The organism is Mycoplasma sp. 2045 (assembly GCF_024582715.1).
Taxonomy (GTDB): domain Bacteria; phylum Bacillota_I; class Bacilli_A; order Mycoplasmatales; family Metamycoplasmataceae; genus Mycoplasmopsis.
The window spans coordinates 192,164-212,969 of record NZ_CP102083.1 but is presented as its reverse complement, the minus strand read 5'-3'; the positions used below and the strand labels follow the sequence as shown (position 1 = coordinate 212,969).

Here is a 20,806-nt window from a genome sequence, read left to right as displayed (position 1 = left end):
TAAAATAGACTTTTTTACCTATGTAATAGGTGTATTAGTATCATCACTTTCTTCTTGGATTAATGCTGATTTCAAGATTTTTGCGAACTGATCATATTTGTTTAAAAAGTTAAAGAATACATCATCTTCTTTCGAATTCTGAAGGTTATATTTGATCTCACTACTAAATTTGTTAGTTTCATTAAATATAATTAATTGTAAAATTTCCGATGTACTAAATTCATCACAAATACAATATGGATTTGAACGAATAAATAAGTTTATTATATATTTTAATATTTTAATTATTGAGATAGCTATTAAATTAGTAAATAGAAATCCATTCATATCTTCAAATGATTTCAGAAACTTTTTATAACTACTTATCAATATATTCATCATTTGACTATTTTCATAGTTATCTACATCATTTTTTAATATATCTATTAAATCTTTCTTTTTAGGTATTTTGAAATTTGTAAAAGCAAAATGTAATCCTAAATTTTTATTATCTCTGCGAATTTTCTCTCATAATTTTGGAGCTTCATAACCATCTTTTACATTGATGATATTCTTAATTTTTGAATATTTCATTTCCTTTTCATAATATTCATCTGATTCAATATTATTTAAACTACTTACATCAAAATTGTCATCCCTATTTTCTACGAAATTTATCAATTTGTTGAAATAAATTAAATCCTGTTTATCTATATTGACTTTATCTTTAGAACTTTCTATGTATAAGTAATTTAGACGATTCAATGGTTTCTTAGAAATAATATTTACTTTATTACTATCTTTTCTACTAAAAACTCTAGATCAAACTGTATTTATTCTCTTTTTGTAATGGTCATTTAATTTTTCAGTAAATATATTTTTAGAATACATAATATATTTAGCGACTGACTTATTAAGCTCCTTACTTTTACTTGATAAGCACTCAATATCAAGAGGTCAATCATAAGGAATAACTGAAATACTTTTATCATCTCTTTTATATAACTGAATAGTATCTAAAATTAGTTTATCTTTATCTGCATAAGGAAGATGTTTGAATAAGAAGACGTTAATAGGTATACCTACTCAATTTGTATGTGTTATTATGGTGTAATGTTCATCTGATGTTTTTATCATTTGATTTAAATTATTGAAAATAAATTTCTTATTTTTAAAATGCTTTTCTGTAATATTTGTAATATGTAAGTAAATATATTTATTGAATTTGTGAATTCTGTCTCTTTTTGTGAAGTTATGAACAAATCTATTTAAATTTTGCAAAATAATTTCTTTATTTTGATTTACTTTCTCAAATAAAATGTCATTAATGAACTCATCATTAGTATTTGTAGGATTATATTTTGAAATTTTTTCATTAAGTAAATCAATATTTGATATTTTATTAGAAATAGTGTCTGTTATGACTTTGTAAAATCATTTATGATCTATATCTTTTGTTTTGAATAGTAATCTCATTTCTTTAAACAAAATATCAAATAAATCGAAACCTATAAATTTATATGATAACTTATCATTATCTTTATTTATTAATTCTAATCTTTGTTTCACAAAATATAAAATAAATTTTACATCTTGAAAATAAATGAATTTCTTCAATTCTTTATTTACTTTTTCAATTTTATTCTCAAATTCAGATGATAATTCTTCATTTGTCAACTTCAATACAAGGGTATTTGATGCATTAATCACATTACCTATTTGCCTTCTGCATAAATAAATTTTGCTTAATTCTTTATCTTTCTTTAACTTAAGATGCCATTGTTGGCGTCTTTTTATGTTTCTTTTAGAAATATTTGTTCTTTTTGTTTTTGTCATATATTAAAATTATAATATTTTTTAATAAAATAAAAAAACACCATTAAAGGTGTTAAATATTCTTTGAAAACTGAATAGTTATTTTAATAATTCATTAAAATGTCTGAATACATCTTAATATACTTTTAAACCTATCAATTTATTAGTAATGGTAAGCTGAATGTATTACTACACTTACACTTCCATCCTATCAACCTCGTAGTCTACAAGGAATTTCAAGGGAATACTTATCTCTGAGGAGGCTTCCCACTTAGATGCTTTCAGCGGTTATCCCTTCCGTACTTAGCTACCCAGCTGTGCTTCTGGCGAAACAACTGGAACACCAGCGGTACGTCCACTCCGGTCCTCTCGTACTAAGAGCAGCTCTCATCAATATTCCAACGCCCACATCAGATAGGAATCGAACTGTCTCACGACGTTCTGAACCCAGCTCGCGTACCGCTTTAATTGGCGAACAGCCAAACCCTTGGAACCGACTCCAGCTCCAGGATGCGATGAGCCGACATCGAGGTGCCAAACCTTGCCGTCGATGTGATCTCTTGGGCAAGATAAGCCTGTTATCCCCAGGGTAACTTTTATCCGTTGAGCGACTGCCGTTCCATGACGTACAGCCGGATCACTAAGTCCTGCTTTCGCACCTGCTCGACTTGTAGGTCTCGCAGTCAAGCACACTTCTACCTTTGCGCTCTTCATACGGTTTCTGACCGTATTGAGTGTACCTTTGAACGCCTCCGTTACCTTTTAGGAGGCGACCGCCCCAGTCAAACTACCCACCACGCACTGTCTCCCCACCGGATAACGGTGGCAGGTTAGAAACTCAACATACCAAGGGTGGTATTTCAAGGTCGACTACTCTAAGACTGGCGTCTTAGCATCACTGTCTCCCACCTATCCTACACATGTTAGGCCAAGTTTCAATACGAAGTTGTAGTAAAGCTCCATGGGGTCTTTTCGTCTTGATGCGGGTACCCAGCGTTTTCACTGGGACTATAATTTCACCGAGTCCAATGTTGAGACAGTTGAGAGATCATTGCGCCTTTCGTGCAGGTCAGTATTTAGCCGACAAGGAATTTCGCTACCTTAGGATCGTTATAGTTACGGCCGCCGTTCACCCGGGCTTCATTTCAATGCTTCGCGTAAAGCTAACAAATCCACTTAACCTTCGGGCACTGGGCAGGCTTCACCCCTATACATCATCTTACGATTTAGCAGAGAGCTGTGTTTTGATAAACAGTTGCCCCTCATAATTTACTGTGGCCAACTAAAGTTGGCACCCCTTTCGCGAACTTACGGGGTTAATTTGCAGAGTTCCTTAACATTGGTTTTCTCGCTCGCCTTAGAATACTCATCTTGGGAACGTGTGTCCGTTCTCGGTACAGGTACCATTGACCTTAAAGTTTAGAAGCTTTTCTAGGAAGTATGAAATCACACAATTCGATGAAACCACCTATGCATCATAGCTCCCAGTTACAGAGTTCGCATTTAACTAAACTCACCAGTTGCTACTTACCCCCAAATCCAATAATGGGTAGTGCTATCCTCCTTCGTCACTCCATCACAAATCAAGGTAGTACAGGAATATTAACCTGTTGTCCATCGGATACGCTTTTCAGCCTCTCCTTAGGTCCTGACTAACCCTGGGTGGACGAACCTTCCCAGGAAACCTTTCCCAATAGGCGTTGAGGATTCTCACCTCAAATCGTTACTCATACCGGCATTCTCACTTCTTAACGCTCCACCAGTCCTCACGGTCTGACTTCACTGCGATAAGAACGCTCCTCTAACGTACTAAATGTACCCGTGGCTTCGGTATTGTGTTTTACTCCCGTTACATTATTGGCGCAAGATCTCTTGACTAGTGAGCTATTACGCACTCTTTAAAGGATGGCTGCTTCTAAGCCAACCTCCTAGTTGTTTATGAAATCTCACAACCTTTCTGACTTAACACAATTTTGGGATCTTAGCCGACGATCTGGGTTGTTGCCTCGCGAGCCGGGACGTTAGCACCCCGGTTCCGACTGCATGATAATACACAATGATATTCGGAGTTTGATTATAGTCAGTACCGCTAGACGCGGCCATTCCATATTCAGTGCTCTACCATCAAAGTTTAACATCACACGCTAGCCCTAAAGCTATTTCGAGGAGAACCAGCTATCTCCAAGTTCGATTGGAATTTCTCCACTATTCACAAGTCATCCGGGCACTTTTCAGCGTACTACGGTTCGGCCTCCACTTGGGGTTAGCCAAGCTTCAGCCTGCTCATGAATAGATCACATGGTTTCGGGTATATATCAACATACTAAACGCCCTATTAAGACTCGATTTCTCTACGGCTCCGTTTTTATCTACTTAACCTCGCATGTTAACATAACTCGCCGATCCATACTGCAAGATGTACGCCATCAGCCATTAACGGCCTCTGACTAATTGTAAGTAAGTGGTTTCAGATTCTATTTCACTCCTCCCGGGGTTCTTTTCACCTTTCCTCACGGTACTAGTTCACTATCGGTGTCTGGTTAGTATTTAGCCTTACCGGATGGTCCCGGCAGATTCAGACAGGGTTTCACGTGCCCCGACCTACTCAGGATACTACTAAAAGACTTTGCTATTTTGCATACAGGAGTATCACCTTCTGTGCTTAGACTTTCCAATCTATTCTGCTATAACAAAATTTTGTAACTTTGTGTAAGTAGTCCTACAACCCCAATTAAAAATTGGTTTGGGCTCTTTCACGTTCGCTCGCCGCTACTGATGAAATCATTTTTATTTTCTCTTCCTGTTGCTACTAAGATGTTTCAGTTCACAACGTGTCTCGCAAAAGGGACTATGTATTCATCCCTTAGCAACTAGACATTACTCTAGTTAGGTTTCCCCATTCGGAAATCCCCGTTTCGTAGCTTATATCCAGCTCCACGAGGCTTATCGCAGGTAATCACGTCCTTCATCGACTTCCAGACCCAAGGCATCCACCACAAACTCTTACTTATTTAAAAGTTGTAACAATATAACCTATTATTGTTGATGTATTCAAAGACATTTTAATAAATTATTATTTCTAATAATTCATAACTCGGTATCCAAAACAAATTGACTTTAATTTATTTTTGATGTCGTTGTTATATTAATATCTTTATAACTATTCAGTTTTCAAAGAACATTAGAGAGAAATTCTCTCAAAACTAGATATATCATGACAAAAATTATCGTAATAAAAGATTTAGAATAGCAATATAAAATTGCTGATTGTACTCCGTAGAAAGGAGGTGATCCATCCCCACGTTCTCGTAGGGATACCTTGTTACGACTTCACCCCAGTCACCAGTCCTGCCTTAGGCGGTCGTCTCCGTAGTTGACATAACCGACTTCGGGCATTACCAGCTCCCATGGTGTGACGGGCGGTGTGTACAAGACCCGAGAACGTATTCACCGTAGCGTAGCTGATCTACGATTACTAGCGATTCCGACTTCATGTAGTCGAGTTGCAGACTACAATCCGAACTGAGAATGGTTTTTTGAGATTTGCTCCACGTCGCCGTATTGCTTCTCTTTGTACCATCCATTGTAGCACGTGTGTTGCCCCACTCGTAAGAGGCATGATGATTTGACGTCGTCCCCACCTTCCTCCCAGTTACCCGGGCAGTTTCCTTAGATCATCTAACTAAGGACAAGGGTTGCGCTCGTTGCAGGACTTAACCGAACATCTCACGACACGAGCTGACGACAACCATGCACCATCTGTCATTCCGTTAACCTCCACTATATCTCTATAGTTTTGCGGAAGATGTCAAGAGTGGGTAAGGTTCTACGCGTATCTTCAAATTAAACCACATGCTCCACCGCTTGTGCGGATCCCCGTCAATTCCTTTAAGTTTCACTCTTGCGAGCATACTACTCAGGTGGATGATTTAATGCGTTAGCTGCGCCAATAGCTTCATCACTATTAGCTAATCATCATCGTTTACGGCGTGGACTACCAGGGTATCTAATCCTGTTTGCTCCCCACGCTTTCGTCTCTCAGTGTCAATATGCACCCAGTTAACTGCCTTCGCCATGTTGGTGTTCTTCCTTATATCTACGCATTTCACCGCTTCACAAGGAATTCCGTTAACCTCTATGCAATTCTAGTATGCCAGTATCCAACGCGATTTGGGGTTGAGCCCCAAGTTTTGACGTCAGACTTAACATACAACCTACAGACGCTTTACACCCAATAATTCCGGATAACGCTTGCAACCTATGTATTACCGCGGCTGCTGGCACATAGTTAGCCGTTGCTTTCTGATTTAGTACTGTCAAGATAATAGCATTTCATCTACTATTTTTTCATCCTAAATAACAGCAGTTTACAACCCGAAGGCCTTCATCCTGCACGCTGTGTCGCTCCATCAGACTTTCGTCCATTGTGGAAAATTCCCTACTGCTGCTCCCGTAGGAGTCTCGGCAGTATCTCAGTCCCAGTGTGACGGTTCAGTCTCTCAACCCCGTTAAACATCATAGCCTTGGTAGGCCATTACCCTACCAACTAGCTAATGTTACGCACCCCAATCCTTTAGTGAAGCTTTAAGGCTCCTTTTATATATAGAACATGCGTTCCATATAAGTATCCGGTATTAGCGATAATTTCTCATCGTTATCCCAATCTAAAGGGCATGTTAAGTACGTATTACTCACCCATTCGCCGCTAAGTTCAAAGAACTTCGCTCGACATGCATGTATTAGGCACACAGCCAGCGTTCATCCTGAGCCAGGATCAAACTCTCGAAAAAATTGACTTGTCATGTCTTGTATATATCTAGTTTTCAAAGAACTTCTTTGCTATCAAAAGCATGAATATTATAACACTATTTTTTTTATTCAAAGTTTTTTTAAAAATTTTTTTCGAATTTTTTATTTGAACTTTTGATTAAAAAAATACTATCCACATTATAGTTTAATGGACAGTATTAAAGTTTTTGTTATTTGTATATTTTTGAAATATCAGCAAACATCGAAGTTTCTTCATTGTATTTTCTTCTATTATTAGTGTCTAATAATTTATTATATGTTTTCTCTGTTATTAATTTATCATCATATAAAACTTTTAAATAGTATGCAATAACTTCGTCTGAAAAGAAATATTCATAATCATTATATAAAGAAATGATGTCTTTAATTTCATCATAAATAGTCTTCCTTAATGATTCGGGATATTTCATCTCTTTTGAATGTTCAGCAAATTCTTCTCTATCAACAATTTGCAATTCTTTATCTGGATAACATTTTATGTCTAAATCATAATCAATAAATTTAAGCGTGTCATCTTCAAAAATTGGACGTGATGCAAGGTTTATATAATAATAAGAACCACTTTCTTTTAAAAGAACAATTGCATTGTACATTGAATCTTTCGGAATAAATCAAATTGCATTTTCTTTATATCTTCACCCATTTACATCTCTTTCATATTCAGCCACTTTAGTGTTTTTTAAAAATAAAACAATATGTCTCTTATTATGAAAAATTACTTTTACAGAATTTCATTGTCTATAAAGATGACCATTATGTTTATAAGCTTGAACATTAATCATTTGTCCAACTTTTAATTTAGAAAAATCTCATAGCATAAATTCCTTTCTGTTTGCTTGTGAATATCTTAACTATGTAAATAATTTATGAAAATCTAATTTAACTTTATTATCTGTAGTTTTTATTATATTGTAAACATTTTGATTTTTTGTTGATCTTGCTGTCGTTACTCATCTATTTTCAGGAAGTGTTATTTCTTTTTCGATTAAAATTTCATTTTCTTCAGCAATATTATTGTTATTTAAATCTTTTCATAAATAAATAACTGAATTGTTACTTGGTTTTGTAATGAAATCTTCTGAAATATATGGAATAAATAAAGTGTTTGTATATTCATTTAATGAATTTGGATAAATTCTATTATTTAATTGCTCTTCTCTTTGCTGAGCTTGTTCTGATGTTAATGAATTTGATAATAATGCACCTTTATCAAAATTTTTGTGACCAAAAAAATTGAATGTATCTAAGTATTTAATTTTTGACGTTGCAGTAACTTGATTATTATCTGGATTAACAAAGACAAACCCTGTGTACTCATTTGAATCTAAGTAACCACTTAATTTGATTTTATGTTGATTTGCTTCATTATTTTCAATTTGTGAATGCTCTGAATCAATTCATTTTCATCCAGTATTATCATAATATAGTTGTGAAATAGTTTTTCCATAACCCATTGTATCTAAAAATAATTTGTAAAAATCAACTGATTTATCTTGTTTTATTTTCTGAAGATTTAAATATTCAGTTTTAGTTCTATATCCTACTTGAGGTTGATATTCAGATAAAGCAAAAGGTGTTGTTGGCAGAAGAATTGAAGATTGATTTTTATAAGTTCTTGTTCTGTTTGAATTTTCTTGAATTGTCAAATCACCTTGTATGTATCATCCTTGTCTATATTGTGAATCAAAATTATTCAAGAAAACTTTACTCATATCATCAGCTAAAGATGTTGGTGAAATTGTGTAAGTTGTGGATGAAGATGTTTTGTCGATATGAGCATAGCTAAAATAACTCATTGTAAAGATATCTTGGCCTTTATTTCTTGAATCTTCTATAGCAGGACCAATTGGATTTGGTAAATTTATATTAAAGTAAGGTTCAAAACCATATTTCAAATATTCTCTAGGAACTAATTCAGTCAATGAATAATAGTAGCGAATATTATTTGATGAAAGACCGAACTTTGTATCAGGTGAATAATACAATTTTGAATGTTCTTTTAATTTTTTATTAAGTTCAATTACATCAGGATTGCTTGGTTTTCCGTTTGAAAGATCTCAAATATCTTTTGGACTAAAAACATTATGAATAAAACTATTTTTTTTGTCATTATCTGCTCTTAATATTTCTCAAGTTTCATCAGAGATTTTTGATTTTGAAGTTACATCATAGTTTAATAAATATTGAAATGAATCAACAAACGATTTATTTCAATATTGAATGTAAAGATGATTATGCTGATCTTTAATTGTTGTTCCAGGTGAATAATAAATAATTGATGGGTTAACTAAATGTGAATCATCATTTTCAAAACTATAATATTTTGCAAGTACATCTTTTTTAAATGCAATTTCTGCATATGAGTTTGCTCAATGGTGCATATATTCGTGGAATGTTGTTTGCATCATATAAGCAATAATTTCATAAAGGCTCATTCCTGATTCACAAAAAAAGAAACCATTAATAAAGATATTTTTAATATTTGGAATATATAATCCGTTTGCAGTATTATCTATTACACTAAAATTATTTATATTTATAGCTTCAAGATCAAAAACTTCAGTACTGAATGGAATTTTTCTTTTAAATTCATGAGCATATAAAACTAAACCTTGAGGACCTAATAAATATCTACGTTCACTTTTGTCTGCACTAACATAATATGCATAGTCTCTAAAGGTCACATTTGTGTACGGATCTATGTATTCAAAATAGCAGGTTCCATTAGTTTCTTCATATTCGTGCACATTATTTTTTTCAGTTTCAAATCTATTTAATAATTGACTAACTTCATCATTACTTTTTGATGAAGTTTTCATAAATTCTTTATTGTTAATTGAGACTACATTAGAAGCTGCAATTGTAGGATGTGTGTAATTTGTAAATCTTAATTTAACTTTATTAACTTGTTTTTTATCACCATTTCCAGAAGATTTAAAAATATCTAGAAAACTGCATGAATTAGTCACAAGTGTTCCTAGACCTAAGATTGAACCAGTTAAAAACAATAAAGATTTACGTAATTTTGTCATGTTTAAATCATACACTTTTTATCTTAAAATAAGATAAGAAGTGTTGTAATTATTTTTTTCATAAATGTGAAAAATTTACTAGAAAATATTAAATTTTTGATAACTTGATCTCAAAAAGTTATAGAATAAAAGTGTAAGAAATCGGAGGTGCTTATGTACAAATACAAAGCAAAATTAGTAGCTAGTGGTGAAGTTATTGCACAAGCTAACACAATTGACGAATTAGAAGGTCAAATTAAAGGATTTCGCCGTGGTCAAAAACACGGATTACACACTAAGGGAAATGAAAAAATTGAAATATTCCATATAGAAAGAAACAATTTGGAAGGTAAATCACATTCTAAAGAAGTTTCAGTTAAAGTTGTTTAATTTATTAAATAGAATTTATATATTAGTTTTATAGATATGTGCCACCAATTTTTGGTGGTTTTTATTTAAAAAACTCTAATTGCTATATAATAAAAAGAAAATTATAAGGAGTTAAAATGTCAAAACCTAGATTAGAAGATAATTTTTATGAATACGTTAATTATGAATGATTAAATACTGCCACAATTCCATCAGATAGATCATCAATGTCAGCATTCGGTGAATTAGATATTAAATTAGAAAAATTACTTAAAGACTTAACAGTTCAGTGAGCTAATGGTCAAAAAGAATTACCTAATGATCCTATGATGAAGCAGTATGTTGAATTTTACAAAATGATTATTGATAAAGATAAAAGAAAAGAAATCGGAATAAAACCGGCTAAAGATTTTCTTAAAAATATTGAAGAATTAAAATCATTTGATCAACTTGCTTCAAATTTTGATTACTTTAATAATAGATATGTATCTTTACCTTTATCTTTTGGTGTTGGAGAAGATTTTAAAAATAATAAATTACAAGTTTTATGACTTGATGAATTTAGCTTAATTTTACCTTCAAAAGAAACATATGAAAATGAACAAGAAGCAAATAGATTAATGACTGTATGAATTAATATGGTTTTTGATTTATTACAAAAATACGGATTTGATGAAAGAAAATCAAATGATTTAATTAATAAAGCTATTGCTTTTGATTTAAAAATTAAAGATTATGTTCTTTCAGATGTTCAAAAGGCTGATTATGTTTCATTATACAACCCTAAAGAAATTTCATGATATACCGATAAAAGTTCAATTTTTAATATTCCAAACATTGCAGAGCAATTAGTAGGCCAAAAAGTTGAAATGATACCTTGTTCAAACGTTAAATTTATTGAAAACTTAAACAATATTTTCAATAGCGAAACATTCGAAGAATACAAAGCATTATTCTTTATTAAAAACTTAATTTTTGCAGCTTCATATTTAGATGAAGAAACAAGAATTAAAGCAACAGAATTTAAAAATGCAATTTACTCAATCCAAAAACCAAGAGATTTAGAAATGTTCGCTTATGATTTAGCTACTAAATATTTCAAAGAACCATTAGGTATGTACTATGCAAAACATTTCTTTGGAGAGAAAGCCAAAAAAGATGTAGAACATATGGTCGCTAATATGATTGAAGTCTATAAGAAAAACTTGGAAGAAAACACATGATTATCAAAAGAAACAATTAAAAAAGCAATTACTAAATTGAACAAATTAGGTGTTATGGTTGGATACCCAGAAATCATCAGACCATTTTACAAAGATTTTGTTGTTAAGACCTATGAGCAAGGATCAAACATTTTAGAAAATGTTTTATTCTTCGAATCAATTAAGACTCAATATAACTTATCGCAATACAATCAATTAAAGAATGATAAGTATTGATCAATGTCTCCTGCAGAAATTAATGCTTACTTTAATCCATTTGCAAATCACATTGTTTTCCCTGCTGCAATTTTACAAGCTCCTTATTATGATATTAATCAATCTTCATCTGCAAATTATGGAGGAATTGGAGCAGTTATTGCTCACGAAATCTCACATGCATTTGACAACAACGGTTCACAATTTGATGAAAATGGAAGCTTAAACAACTGATGAACTGATGATGATAGAGTAAAATTTGACGAAAAAATTGCCGCTGTTATTAAGTTGTATGATGGTAAAGAAACTAAATATGGAAAAGTTAATGGAAAACTAACAGTTTCTGAAAACATTGCTGATATCGGTGGAGTTTCATGTGCCTTTGAAGCAGCTAAACTTGAAAATGACTTTAATCCAAAAAACTTCTTCGAAAACTGAGCTAGAGTTTGAAGAATGATTATCACGGAAGGAAGCGCAAAAAGAAGATTGGAATCTGACGTTCACTCACCTTCAGAAATACGTGGAAATGTTGTTTTATTAAACAATCCAGATTTCACAAAAACTTATAACTTAAAAGAAAACGATCAAATGTTTTTACCTGAAGAAGAACAAATCAAAATTTGATAGATAACTAAATTGAAAAATATAAACCTCAATATAACGAACACATTTTAGCAGTAGTTATATTGAGGTTTTTAATTAAATGTTGAAATTTAAAAAAAATAAATAGACGACCGCTGTCAAACTAGAACAAGAAAAGTAGACAGTTTTTTTATTTTCTGCCTACTTTTCTTGTTTTGGTTTAACTAAGCTTATAGCATCTCACTTTACAATTCCTGAGTTTCCAAGTTTGACCTTTTTTTAAGGGTCGTTTTTTAATCCATATATCTATAGATATATGAAGCAAAAGAAATTTTATTTTTTTACTTACATTACACACATAAAATGGTATAATAAAGAGTATGAAATACAACTTATGCAGAAAAAAACAAAACGGAAAATACTATTTAGTCTTAGCAATTTCAAAAGGTTTTAAAAAAGGTTACGGAAGCCAAGTAGGTTTAGGTTATTGAGAAGACTTAAAAGAAAAATACAATTTATCAAAAATTGAGGATATAAGACCGATTGCAGCTAAAATTGATGTTAATCTAGACAAAAAAGATGCTAAAGCACATTTTTTTGAACTATTAGCTCCAACTTCTGTAAAAACAAGTGTTCAAAATATTGGTATTGATTTGATTTACAAAGTGATTAAGGAACTGGATTTATTTAGCGTTTTAACGGAAAACAGACATAAATCATTGGAAGAAGTTCTTGAATTTGTTATTGGGACTCGCATCATTTTGCCAAGAAGTTATTCTTCACAGTTTAAAAACAAGAATGACTTCATCAACAAAGTTGATGTACAAAAATCTTCAATTTACAACTATCTTGACACTGTTTTGGAGAATAAAAACGCAATTTTGAAAAATTTATTTAACAAAATGAATGAATTAACCAATAGAAAAAACAATATTATGCACTTTGACAACACAACTGTTTATTTTGAAAGTTTTACAAGGGAGGGAGTTAGACAAAGAGGATTTTCAAAAGATGGCAAGCATGATGAAGACCAAATTGTAATTGCTATGGCAGTTGATAGTAATGGTATTCCCCTTCACTATAAAGTTTTCCCAGGAAACACAGCAGATTGCAAAACAATGATTGATTTTCTTGTAGAAATGAAAAAACTTTATGGTATTTCGAATCCAGTAATTGTTGCTGATAGAGGTATAAATAACAATGCTAACTTACGTTTTTTAGAACAAAAAGGTTTTAGATATATTTTCCAAAAAAGAATTGACACATTAAATGAAGAAAGCAGAAGATTTATTGTGAAAGACAAAGACTATATGTTTGACAATCAAATCTTTTCAAAAGAAAGATACGTTGATTCGATTTGAAATAAGAAGAGATTTAATGGACAAATGAGAAAGCAAATTGTTTACTTTAGCCCTGCGAAACAAACACTTGATAAACTTAAAAGGTTAAATTTCTTAACAAAAATAGACAAAAAATCAACAAATCGTGAAATTTGCTTAAGTGATCTTGTTCCTGAATATAAGAAAAAATATATGGATGTTGAAGGAAAAACAACAGCCAAATTAAATTATGAAAAGATCAGAAAAATAGCTGATCAAGATGGTTTTTATATGATTGAAACCAACATTATGGACTTAACAGCTGAAAAAGCAAACGAGATTTACAAGCAACAGTGAAAAGTTGAAGACAATTTTAGAATGTTAAAATCTGCCTTACAAATTAGACCGGTATATGTTCATAAAGAAAATCATATTTTAGCTCATGTTTTATTATGTTTTTTAGCATTAGTTACTATTAAATACTGTCTTTACAAGTTGAAAAAATATTACGAAAACAACGGCGAAATTCAAAGAATATCAATTGATTTATTAGTTGATTCATTAAGAATGATGACAATCACTAGAAAAGAAGTGAATGGTCAAATCATTCAAGAAATAATTAATGATTTAGATCCACATCATCAGGAAAATATCAAAATTTATAGAGATTTTATAGCATGCATTGGTTAATTTTATGTGTGTAATTTTGAAACATAAAAAACGAATATGTCTTATTTATAGGCATATTCGTTTTTTAGACCTTCAAACTTGGAAACTCGGGGATTTCACAAAAACTTATAACTTAAAAGAAAACGATCAAATGTTTTTACCTGAAGAAGAACAAATCAAAATTTGATAGATAACTAAATTGAAAAATATAAACCTCAATATAACGAACACATTTTAGCAGTAGTTATATTGAGGTTTTTAATTAAATGTTGAAATTTAAAAAAATAAATAGACGACCGCTGTCAAACTAGAACAAGAAAAGTAGACAGTTTTTTATTTTCTGCCTACTTTTCTTGTTTTGGTTTAACTAAGCTTATAGCATCTCACTTTACAATTCAGTGAATTTCGATTTTAGTTAATCTTTAAATTCATAAGTAATTGGTTAATAAATTCAACAGTATCATTTATTTGACTAAGTATTTTTGAATTTATTAATGCGTCATATTTGTCATTATTTTGTTTTGAATTATCATATTTATAAAGTATATTTAAATAATTTCTTAAATGTTTTTTAAACTTAGAGTCATCAGTTTCAGATCAACTTAAAATTTCATTTTTAATTTCTTTCAACTTATTAACTATATAGTCTATTTTGTTCAAATAAGCAGATAACAATTCATCCTTATTTATATATTTTGCAATTTTATCTAATTCAGACGCATCAAACGAATAAGAAATATTATAGTTATCTCCTAGAATAGAATAATCTGCATTTCTAATTTTTGTTTTAAAACCTTCCAAACCTGATTCCTTTAAATATTCAGATTCATGTCCAAATAAAGTGATTAACTCATAAACTTTTGTTCAAGTGTCATTTTTTCGATATTCCACTTTATTAAAAATTGACTTAAATTTTTCTAAATATTTTGCATATTCTATAGGAATCTTATTTTCATCTATCTTATCCAAATTCTCAAGACCTAGTCACTGGTTAATAGTGAGGTCATCGAATATTACTTGTGATGTTTCATTACTGTACAAATTACCTTTAGGATTTAAATAAACCCTATTATTGTATTTATTTATTATGTAGAAATTATTATCTTTATTTCTAGATGAAAATTCATATCACTCATCCACTCCTTTTAATGGGTCAAATCAAACTAGGATATCTTCAGTAGGTTTGAATCATTTTTTTGCATCATTATGATTATTCGAATTTTGATAAGTGTTTAAAATTTCAATATCATCTTTTATAATAGCATCATAAAATAGCGAGTGATTATTCTTATTATTACCGTTTATTTCGTTTTGAGACATTAATCAATATTTATCTTCGGGAAAACTAGTATTTTTGTCTCTAGATGATGTTAAAGAGTTTATTACTCATATTGGAGAATCATTTTGTTTAGTATTTTTATTTTTAAAATAATATGCAGAATTAATATAGAAGTAATATCTTTCTACTTCATAATTCTTAGAACTACTATAAACATAATTAACATATCTTGGATGAATAATATTATGATAAACATAATCTCAATAAGAACTATCATGATTATTAAATTTAGAAAACATTCCATTTAAAATTTCATCAAGTTCATCATTATGGTTATTCACTACTGGAATTTGAATTAGAAAATCGGAATTCTCAATCCTGTCTTGTATGTGCTTGTCAAAGTCTGAGATTTTCACTGGAGGAACTTCGTGATAATATGAAGTAATTTTAGGGATGAAAATCCTATCGTCATTATATTTATTAGCGACTGCATATTTTTCAAAATTATAATTTAACTCTCACAGATTAATAAATTTATCTGCTAATTCAATGAAATTAAGAATAGGATCACTACTTTTGTCAAAATCAAATACAGCGTTTAAGTTTTTATGATTAAAGGTACTCATTAAAAGGTGAGTAAATCAAAATTGATCAAACTTATTTTGTATTGTAGACTTATTGAATTTTGCAACGTCATTGTGGAAACTACTATCATACTCTTTTGAAAATTTTTTAAATTCATTTCAATTTATTTTAAATTTTGAGTTAATTGGTTTAATGTCATTCATTAAACTGCTCAATTTTTTATTTGTATCGCTAGAAACACTTGCTAAATGGTTTGTTTTATCAATTGATGAAATGTTAGGTTTAGTATTTTTTAAATAATTTAATAAAATCTCCAATTTTCTATTCTCAAAAGATTCAAAAGTAGACATTTTGTTAGGTTCATCAGATAACTCGTCATAATAACTTTTAATTTCCTTTATTGTTGTGCTAATTTTGTATTGAATTTTATTTCTGTTTAAAATAAAATTACTTAAAGCCGAATCATAATCTATTTCTATATCTTTCAAAAATGTAGATTTCAAGTTCGCTGATAAAAAATCGATTTCATTCTTCACTTTATCTTTTATGTGCACAGCATAATCATCACTCATTAGATTAAATGATTTTAATTTAAAAGCAGGTTCAACATCCACTTTTTCTCATATGTTACAATTCTCTCTCAAATATCCTTCTTCATTACAGCTATTAATAAAGAAAGCAGGTGTTAAAATTGTTGCAGTTAATATAGGTATAGATATAAGACTTTTATATTTTTTCATTTTCATTTCTAATCAGCAGAAATCGTCACTGTTAATAAACCACCTGCCAATACCCTCTTAATTAATTCATATTTTTCTTCAGTGAAAAACTTGCTTTTTGTTTTTGTTATCAGTCTAATATCTAATTTTTCTGCATCTTCAAAATCTATTTTGTCAATTTTAACACACTCAACATTTGTATCAGTTCCTGTACTGAAATTTCAATAACCTTTTTTCTTAACATTATTTGAGTTAATGACGTCATTATGTCAACCACTTCGTTCAGTATATGGTCATACTTCTAAATCGAAAATATCTACTAACTCTTTCTTAATTTCATATAAGGTGATATCTGAATTAGCTAATGCTGAATATTTTTCTTTGAATTTATTTAATCTATATTCTGAATTCGTAAAATCTCAAGACAGAGCTACTCTTAAACTATTTTTATTTTTCACAAATTCAGAAATATCTAATTTTACAATTCTTGATATTTCATCAAAACCTTTTCTGAATACTTCACGATAACTGTTGTTTTCAATTTTATTTCTTGGTAAACCGAAAAAGTGGATTGTGCAACCATTAAGATCTGCAGGGATTTTTACTATTTCCGGTTCATCTTCTTTATTAGTTATATCAGGAATTTTTACTCATATTTCATTTTCTAAAACATCTTTTAATGTTTTATATTTAATTGAACCAAAACCAGACATTGTATATGAATTATTAGAATGGACAGCCTCAAATTCTAAAGCATTAAAAGTTTCCAAAAATTCCGGATCATCTGATGGGTCATAATCTCTAGCACCTAAATCCCAAATATATCTTGAAGAAGAAGCTAACGCTGCTTTTCAATCTCTAGGTGCTTTATTGTGTGCGATTTTAGAGCTTTCTGCTTCTAACAATGCAATTGTTCCTGTAGTCATAGGAGTAGCAAAACTTGTGCCAGTTTGATCTTTATAAAGTAGTTTAAATAAATTTTCTGATCTTCTATTTTCTGTATCAATAGGTAAATTATTTAACTCACCATAATTAATTATTAATGGGAAATCACCTTTATCATAAGAACCTTGTTGACTAAATCTTGAGACATATCCTGAAGGATTCATAGAACCAACATATATAACGTTTTTCCCACTATTAGTATTAGCCGACATACTATCGATATATTTTAAATCTAATTTTTTTCTCAATTTTGAATTAGTTTCCATATGATAAGTTAAACGATCGCAAATTCTTAATAAAGATAGCCACTCCTCATCATTACCTGCTGCTATAAAAAATTTCATATTATATTTGAATGCATATGAATCAATCATGCTCATAATAGGTGCATACGAATATTTATGGTCCAATAATTTTTCTAATTTTTCTATTTTCTGATTTCTTTCATCCCAATTGCAAAAATTACTATATCCCATTTGTAAAGCTTTTTGAATATTTTCTTTAGTGTTTAAACGCTCGTTAGTATATAAGTATCATAAAATTATGTGTTTTATTTCTAAAAACATTTCCAGATCTTCTTGTTCTAACTTGTCATTTCAAACACCTTTCCTTATCAGATACATGTATAATTCATCAAAATTTTTAATATTGTATTCAGCTTTAATTTTTTCAAATCTGGAACTTACTTTGTTTAAATGATTTCAAACATTTTTTCCAACTCCTTCTTCGAAGATTGTGGATCCTCCAAAACTCATATTTATTAATTTAACATTGTTAGATAACATTTTTCTTAGAATGGAATCCAGAGTTCTTATTCGGAAGTAATCAGGAGTACGACCAAGTGACTGATTTATTATTTTCGTATCATCTGTTTTATGATCATAATATGTCAAAAATGTTTTCTCTCCTAAAGAGAAAGGATTAAACATATTAATTGAAGCTGAATGAATTTCTGCATTTTTTAATATACCTAAATGACCACTCATTATACTTGCCACAGTTGTTGCATGAGATGAAAAAAGATTTTCAAGCGATTCTCTTTGTATCACTTCACCTAAAGTACCTGAATTATTATTTAAATTTACTTTATTATTTACTCAAAAAATTTCTTTATTGAGCTTTCATAACATATTTCTTGTTAGTTTTGAATTTTCCATTTTCTTGAAAGACTCACTTGATATAACGTCTATTGAATCTTTGACAAAATATTCCATATCTTTCTTATCTGAAATTTCTTCCTTGCTATATTTAGGAAGATATAATTTTAAATTATCTGATGTTTCATCGTTTTGTAGAAATAATCAAGGATTAACAAGTCCTAATTCAATAATTCCAATTTTTGTCTTTTCATGATTGTTTTCATTAACTTTGTTTATCGAATCTGCAATACCCAATTTTTGGAAATATTGGAGATAAGGACTTTCATTTTCTTCTGATTTCATTAATTTATTAAATTCCTCAATATTTTCAAGTTCAATATAATGATCATATAAATCACGAACCATTTGTTCGAATTCTTCGGAACTCGGTTTTGCACTTACACTTAATGAAGAGCAAATAATGACTGGTGAAATTAATGAAGGCAAAAGCAATTTTTGAAATATTTTTTTAATTTTGTTCATTTTATTCTCCTGAAAATAAGTTTTATACCTCTAATAACTTTATTCTACTACTTAATGAAATAAAAAATGAAAAACATTACTAAAAAATTGTTTTTTTCACATTTTGTGGAAAATATGATTTAAAACTTCAGAACATGTGGATAAGTTACTAAAGGTTAATAATCTTTTCAATTTCTTTAGTTAATTCAGTAATAGTTCATTTTTCGGAAAAATTACTATTTTAATGAGGTAATTATGGTAAAAATTGGAGTCTATTTAATAACTTTTATGAAATTGATCTTTAGTTTTAGCTTTTTCGCTATTTCATGTAAAACAAATAACTATCAATTAACTAAAGAAATTAATGAAAAAAATCAGAATACAAATTCTTATAAAACAACAAATAATCTATTGAATCAGAAATATTTAAGTAATTTTGTTCCATTATTAATTAATAACAAAATTTTGCTAGGTTCGACAAAAGTGAATTGAGAAAACATCAAACTTGATAAAAACAATCAAATCAATCTTAATATTTTTAACTCTCAGTATCAAGATATGATTGATAATGTATTTAAAGTTTCGTTTCATAACTATAACCCTTATAACAAGGTAAACTCACAATCAAAATATATGATTCACTCAGGCACTATCAGTTTATTTGATTATCATCTTGATGATAATGGTGAAGTTGAAAAATTGTATTTTGCCACAAATGCTCATGTTCTAAATAATTTTAGAAAGAATTGTTCTGATGACTCAATATTTTCAAATATTGTCAATGATAATCAATTATTAAATGACGAAAGTAGTTTTATAACTTCACAAGTTCAAGTTTCGAAAGTGAAATTTTATCCGAATAAAAATCAAGAAGTTAAAGAAATTTTTAACTTTAATCCCAGTGATTTTAGAATTGTATATTTAGCATTAGATTTTCTAAAGTCTAGTCCTAAAGATTACATCCACAATATGGATAATATCGAAGAAATGATCGACTTTGGTATATTGGAACTTGATTTAAAAAATCTTCATAATAAAAGTAATTTGATTTTTGAATACTATAAAAACGAAAATTTAGTCAGATGTAAAAAGATCTCATTCAATGAATGATTAGAGAAATTTATTAATATTGAAAAAATTAACGCAATCTCTTCTGATAATGATTTGAAAAATCAAGAATTTTATTCAATTGGTTACCATGATAAGGAAAATGAGCTCACTTTTAATAATTCAAATAAATTAAATCATTCAGAGCAATTTCATTTTTTTAAAAACTATCCTGGTTTTGTCGATATTTTGCTGAACTTTAGATACATAAAGCATCTAAATAATTTTAAGTATCTAAATAAATCAATTTTCAAAGCAAATAAATTTGTTAATTATGGTTTAGGATTCGTAATAAATGATTATCAACCATATTATGGTTCATCAGGATCTCCGGTTGTTAATCAAAATAATCAATTACTTGGTTTAATGTTTGCTACATATGATGTTGATTTTAAAAATAAAGCATCAATATCTTGTTTATTAAGATCTCCTGAATTAGATTATTCAGAGAACTTCGGTTTGTACAACATAGAACCATATGATTTAATTTATGGAGGATATCAAAATCAAAAATCATCATATAAAGATGCAATTAGAAATTTATATGGAGATAACTATAAAACTTGATTAATAAAATAACCAGGTATTAACCTGGTTAA

9 protein-coding genes and 2 rRNA genes are annotated in these 20,806 nt (G+C 29.7%); 4 read left to right on the top strand and 7 right to left on the bottom strand.

Annotated features, from left to right (window positions below):
• Positions 1-18: 18 nt before the first annotated feature.
• The 5 genes from NPA13_RS01070 to NPA13_RS01050 form a co-directional block, all read right to left on the bottom strand.
• Positions 19-1,815: a hypothetical protein gene (locus tag NPA13_RS01070; protein WP_257089506.1), complete on the bottom strand. Its 1,797-nt coding sequence runs from the start codon at positions 1,813-1,815 to the stop codon at positions 19-21.
• Between the two features lie 121 nt (positions 1,816-1,936).
• Positions 1,937-4,811, bottom strand: a 23S ribosomal RNA gene (locus NPA13_RS01065).
• A gap of 263 nt (positions 4,812-5,074) precedes the next feature.
• Positions 5,075-6,584 (bottom strand): 16S ribosomal RNA (locus tag NPA13_RS01060).
• Together the 16S and 23S rRNA genes form the textbook arrangement of a ribosomal RNA operon.
• A 189-nt stretch (positions 6,585-6,773) precedes the next feature.
• Positions 6,774-7,421: a DUF402 domain-containing protein gene (locus NPA13_RS01055; RefSeq protein ID WP_257089504.1), complete on the bottom strand. Its 648-nt coding sequence runs from the start codon at positions 7,419-7,421 to the stop codon at positions 6,774-6,776.
• Positions 7,422-7,454: 33 nt separating this feature from the next.
• A complete protein-coding gene (locus tag NPA13_RS01050; protein ID WP_257089502.1) occupies positions 7,455-9,635 on the bottom strand; it encodes an MYPU_1760 family metalloprotease in 2,181 nt (726 codons plus the stop codon).
• A 153-nt stretch (positions 9,636-9,788) separates the two neighbouring features.
• Here NPA13_RS01050 and NPA13_RS01045 point away from each other — a divergent pair, with 153 nt between their 5' ends.
• From NPA13_RS01045 to NPA13_RS01035, 3 genes are all read left to right on the top strand, one after another.
• Positions 9,789-10,004, top strand: a complete 216-nt coding sequence (locus tag NPA13_RS01045) for an MAG6790 family protein (protein WP_257089500.1) — start codon at positions 9,789-9,791, stop codon at positions 10,002-10,004.
• 116 nt (positions 10,005-10,120) lie between these two features.
• On the top strand, positions 10,121-12,028 hold the full coding sequence (locus NPA13_RS01040) for a M13 family metallopeptidase (RefSeq protein ID WP_257089499.1): 1,908 nt from the start codon (positions 10,121-10,123) through the stop codon (positions 12,026-12,028).
• Between the two features lie 335 nt (positions 12,029-12,363).
• Positions 12,364-13,992, top strand: a complete 1,629-nt coding sequence (locus NPA13_RS01035; protein ID WP_306428737.1) for an IS1634 family transposase — start codon at positions 12,364-12,366, stop codon at positions 13,990-13,992.
• A 390-nt stretch (positions 13,993-14,382) separates the two neighbouring features.
• Here the strand turns inward: NPA13_RS01035 and NPA13_RS01030 are convergent, their stop codons facing one another.
• Both NPA13_RS01030 and NPA13_RS01025 read right to left on the bottom strand, forming a co-directional pair.
• A complete protein-coding gene (locus NPA13_RS01030; protein WP_257089497.1) occupies positions 14,383-16,575 on the bottom strand; it encodes a hypothetical protein in 2,193 nt (730 codons plus the stop codon).
• 8 nt (positions 16,576-16,583) lie between these two features.
• On the bottom strand, positions 16,584-19,121 hold the full coding sequence (locus tag NPA13_RS01025; protein WP_257089495.1) for a S8 family serine peptidase: 2,538 nt from the start codon (positions 19,119-19,121) through the stop codon (positions 16,584-16,586).
• Positions 19,122-19,388: 267 nt separating this feature from the next.
• Here NPA13_RS01025 and NPA13_RS01020 point away from each other — a divergent pair, with 267 nt between their 5' ends.
• Entirely contained in the window at positions 19,389-20,786 is a 1,398-nt protein-coding gene (locus NPA13_RS01020; RefSeq protein ID WP_257089493.1) for an MIP family Ig-specific serine endopeptidase, read from the top strand.
• Positions 20,787-20,806: the final 20 nt, after the last annotated feature.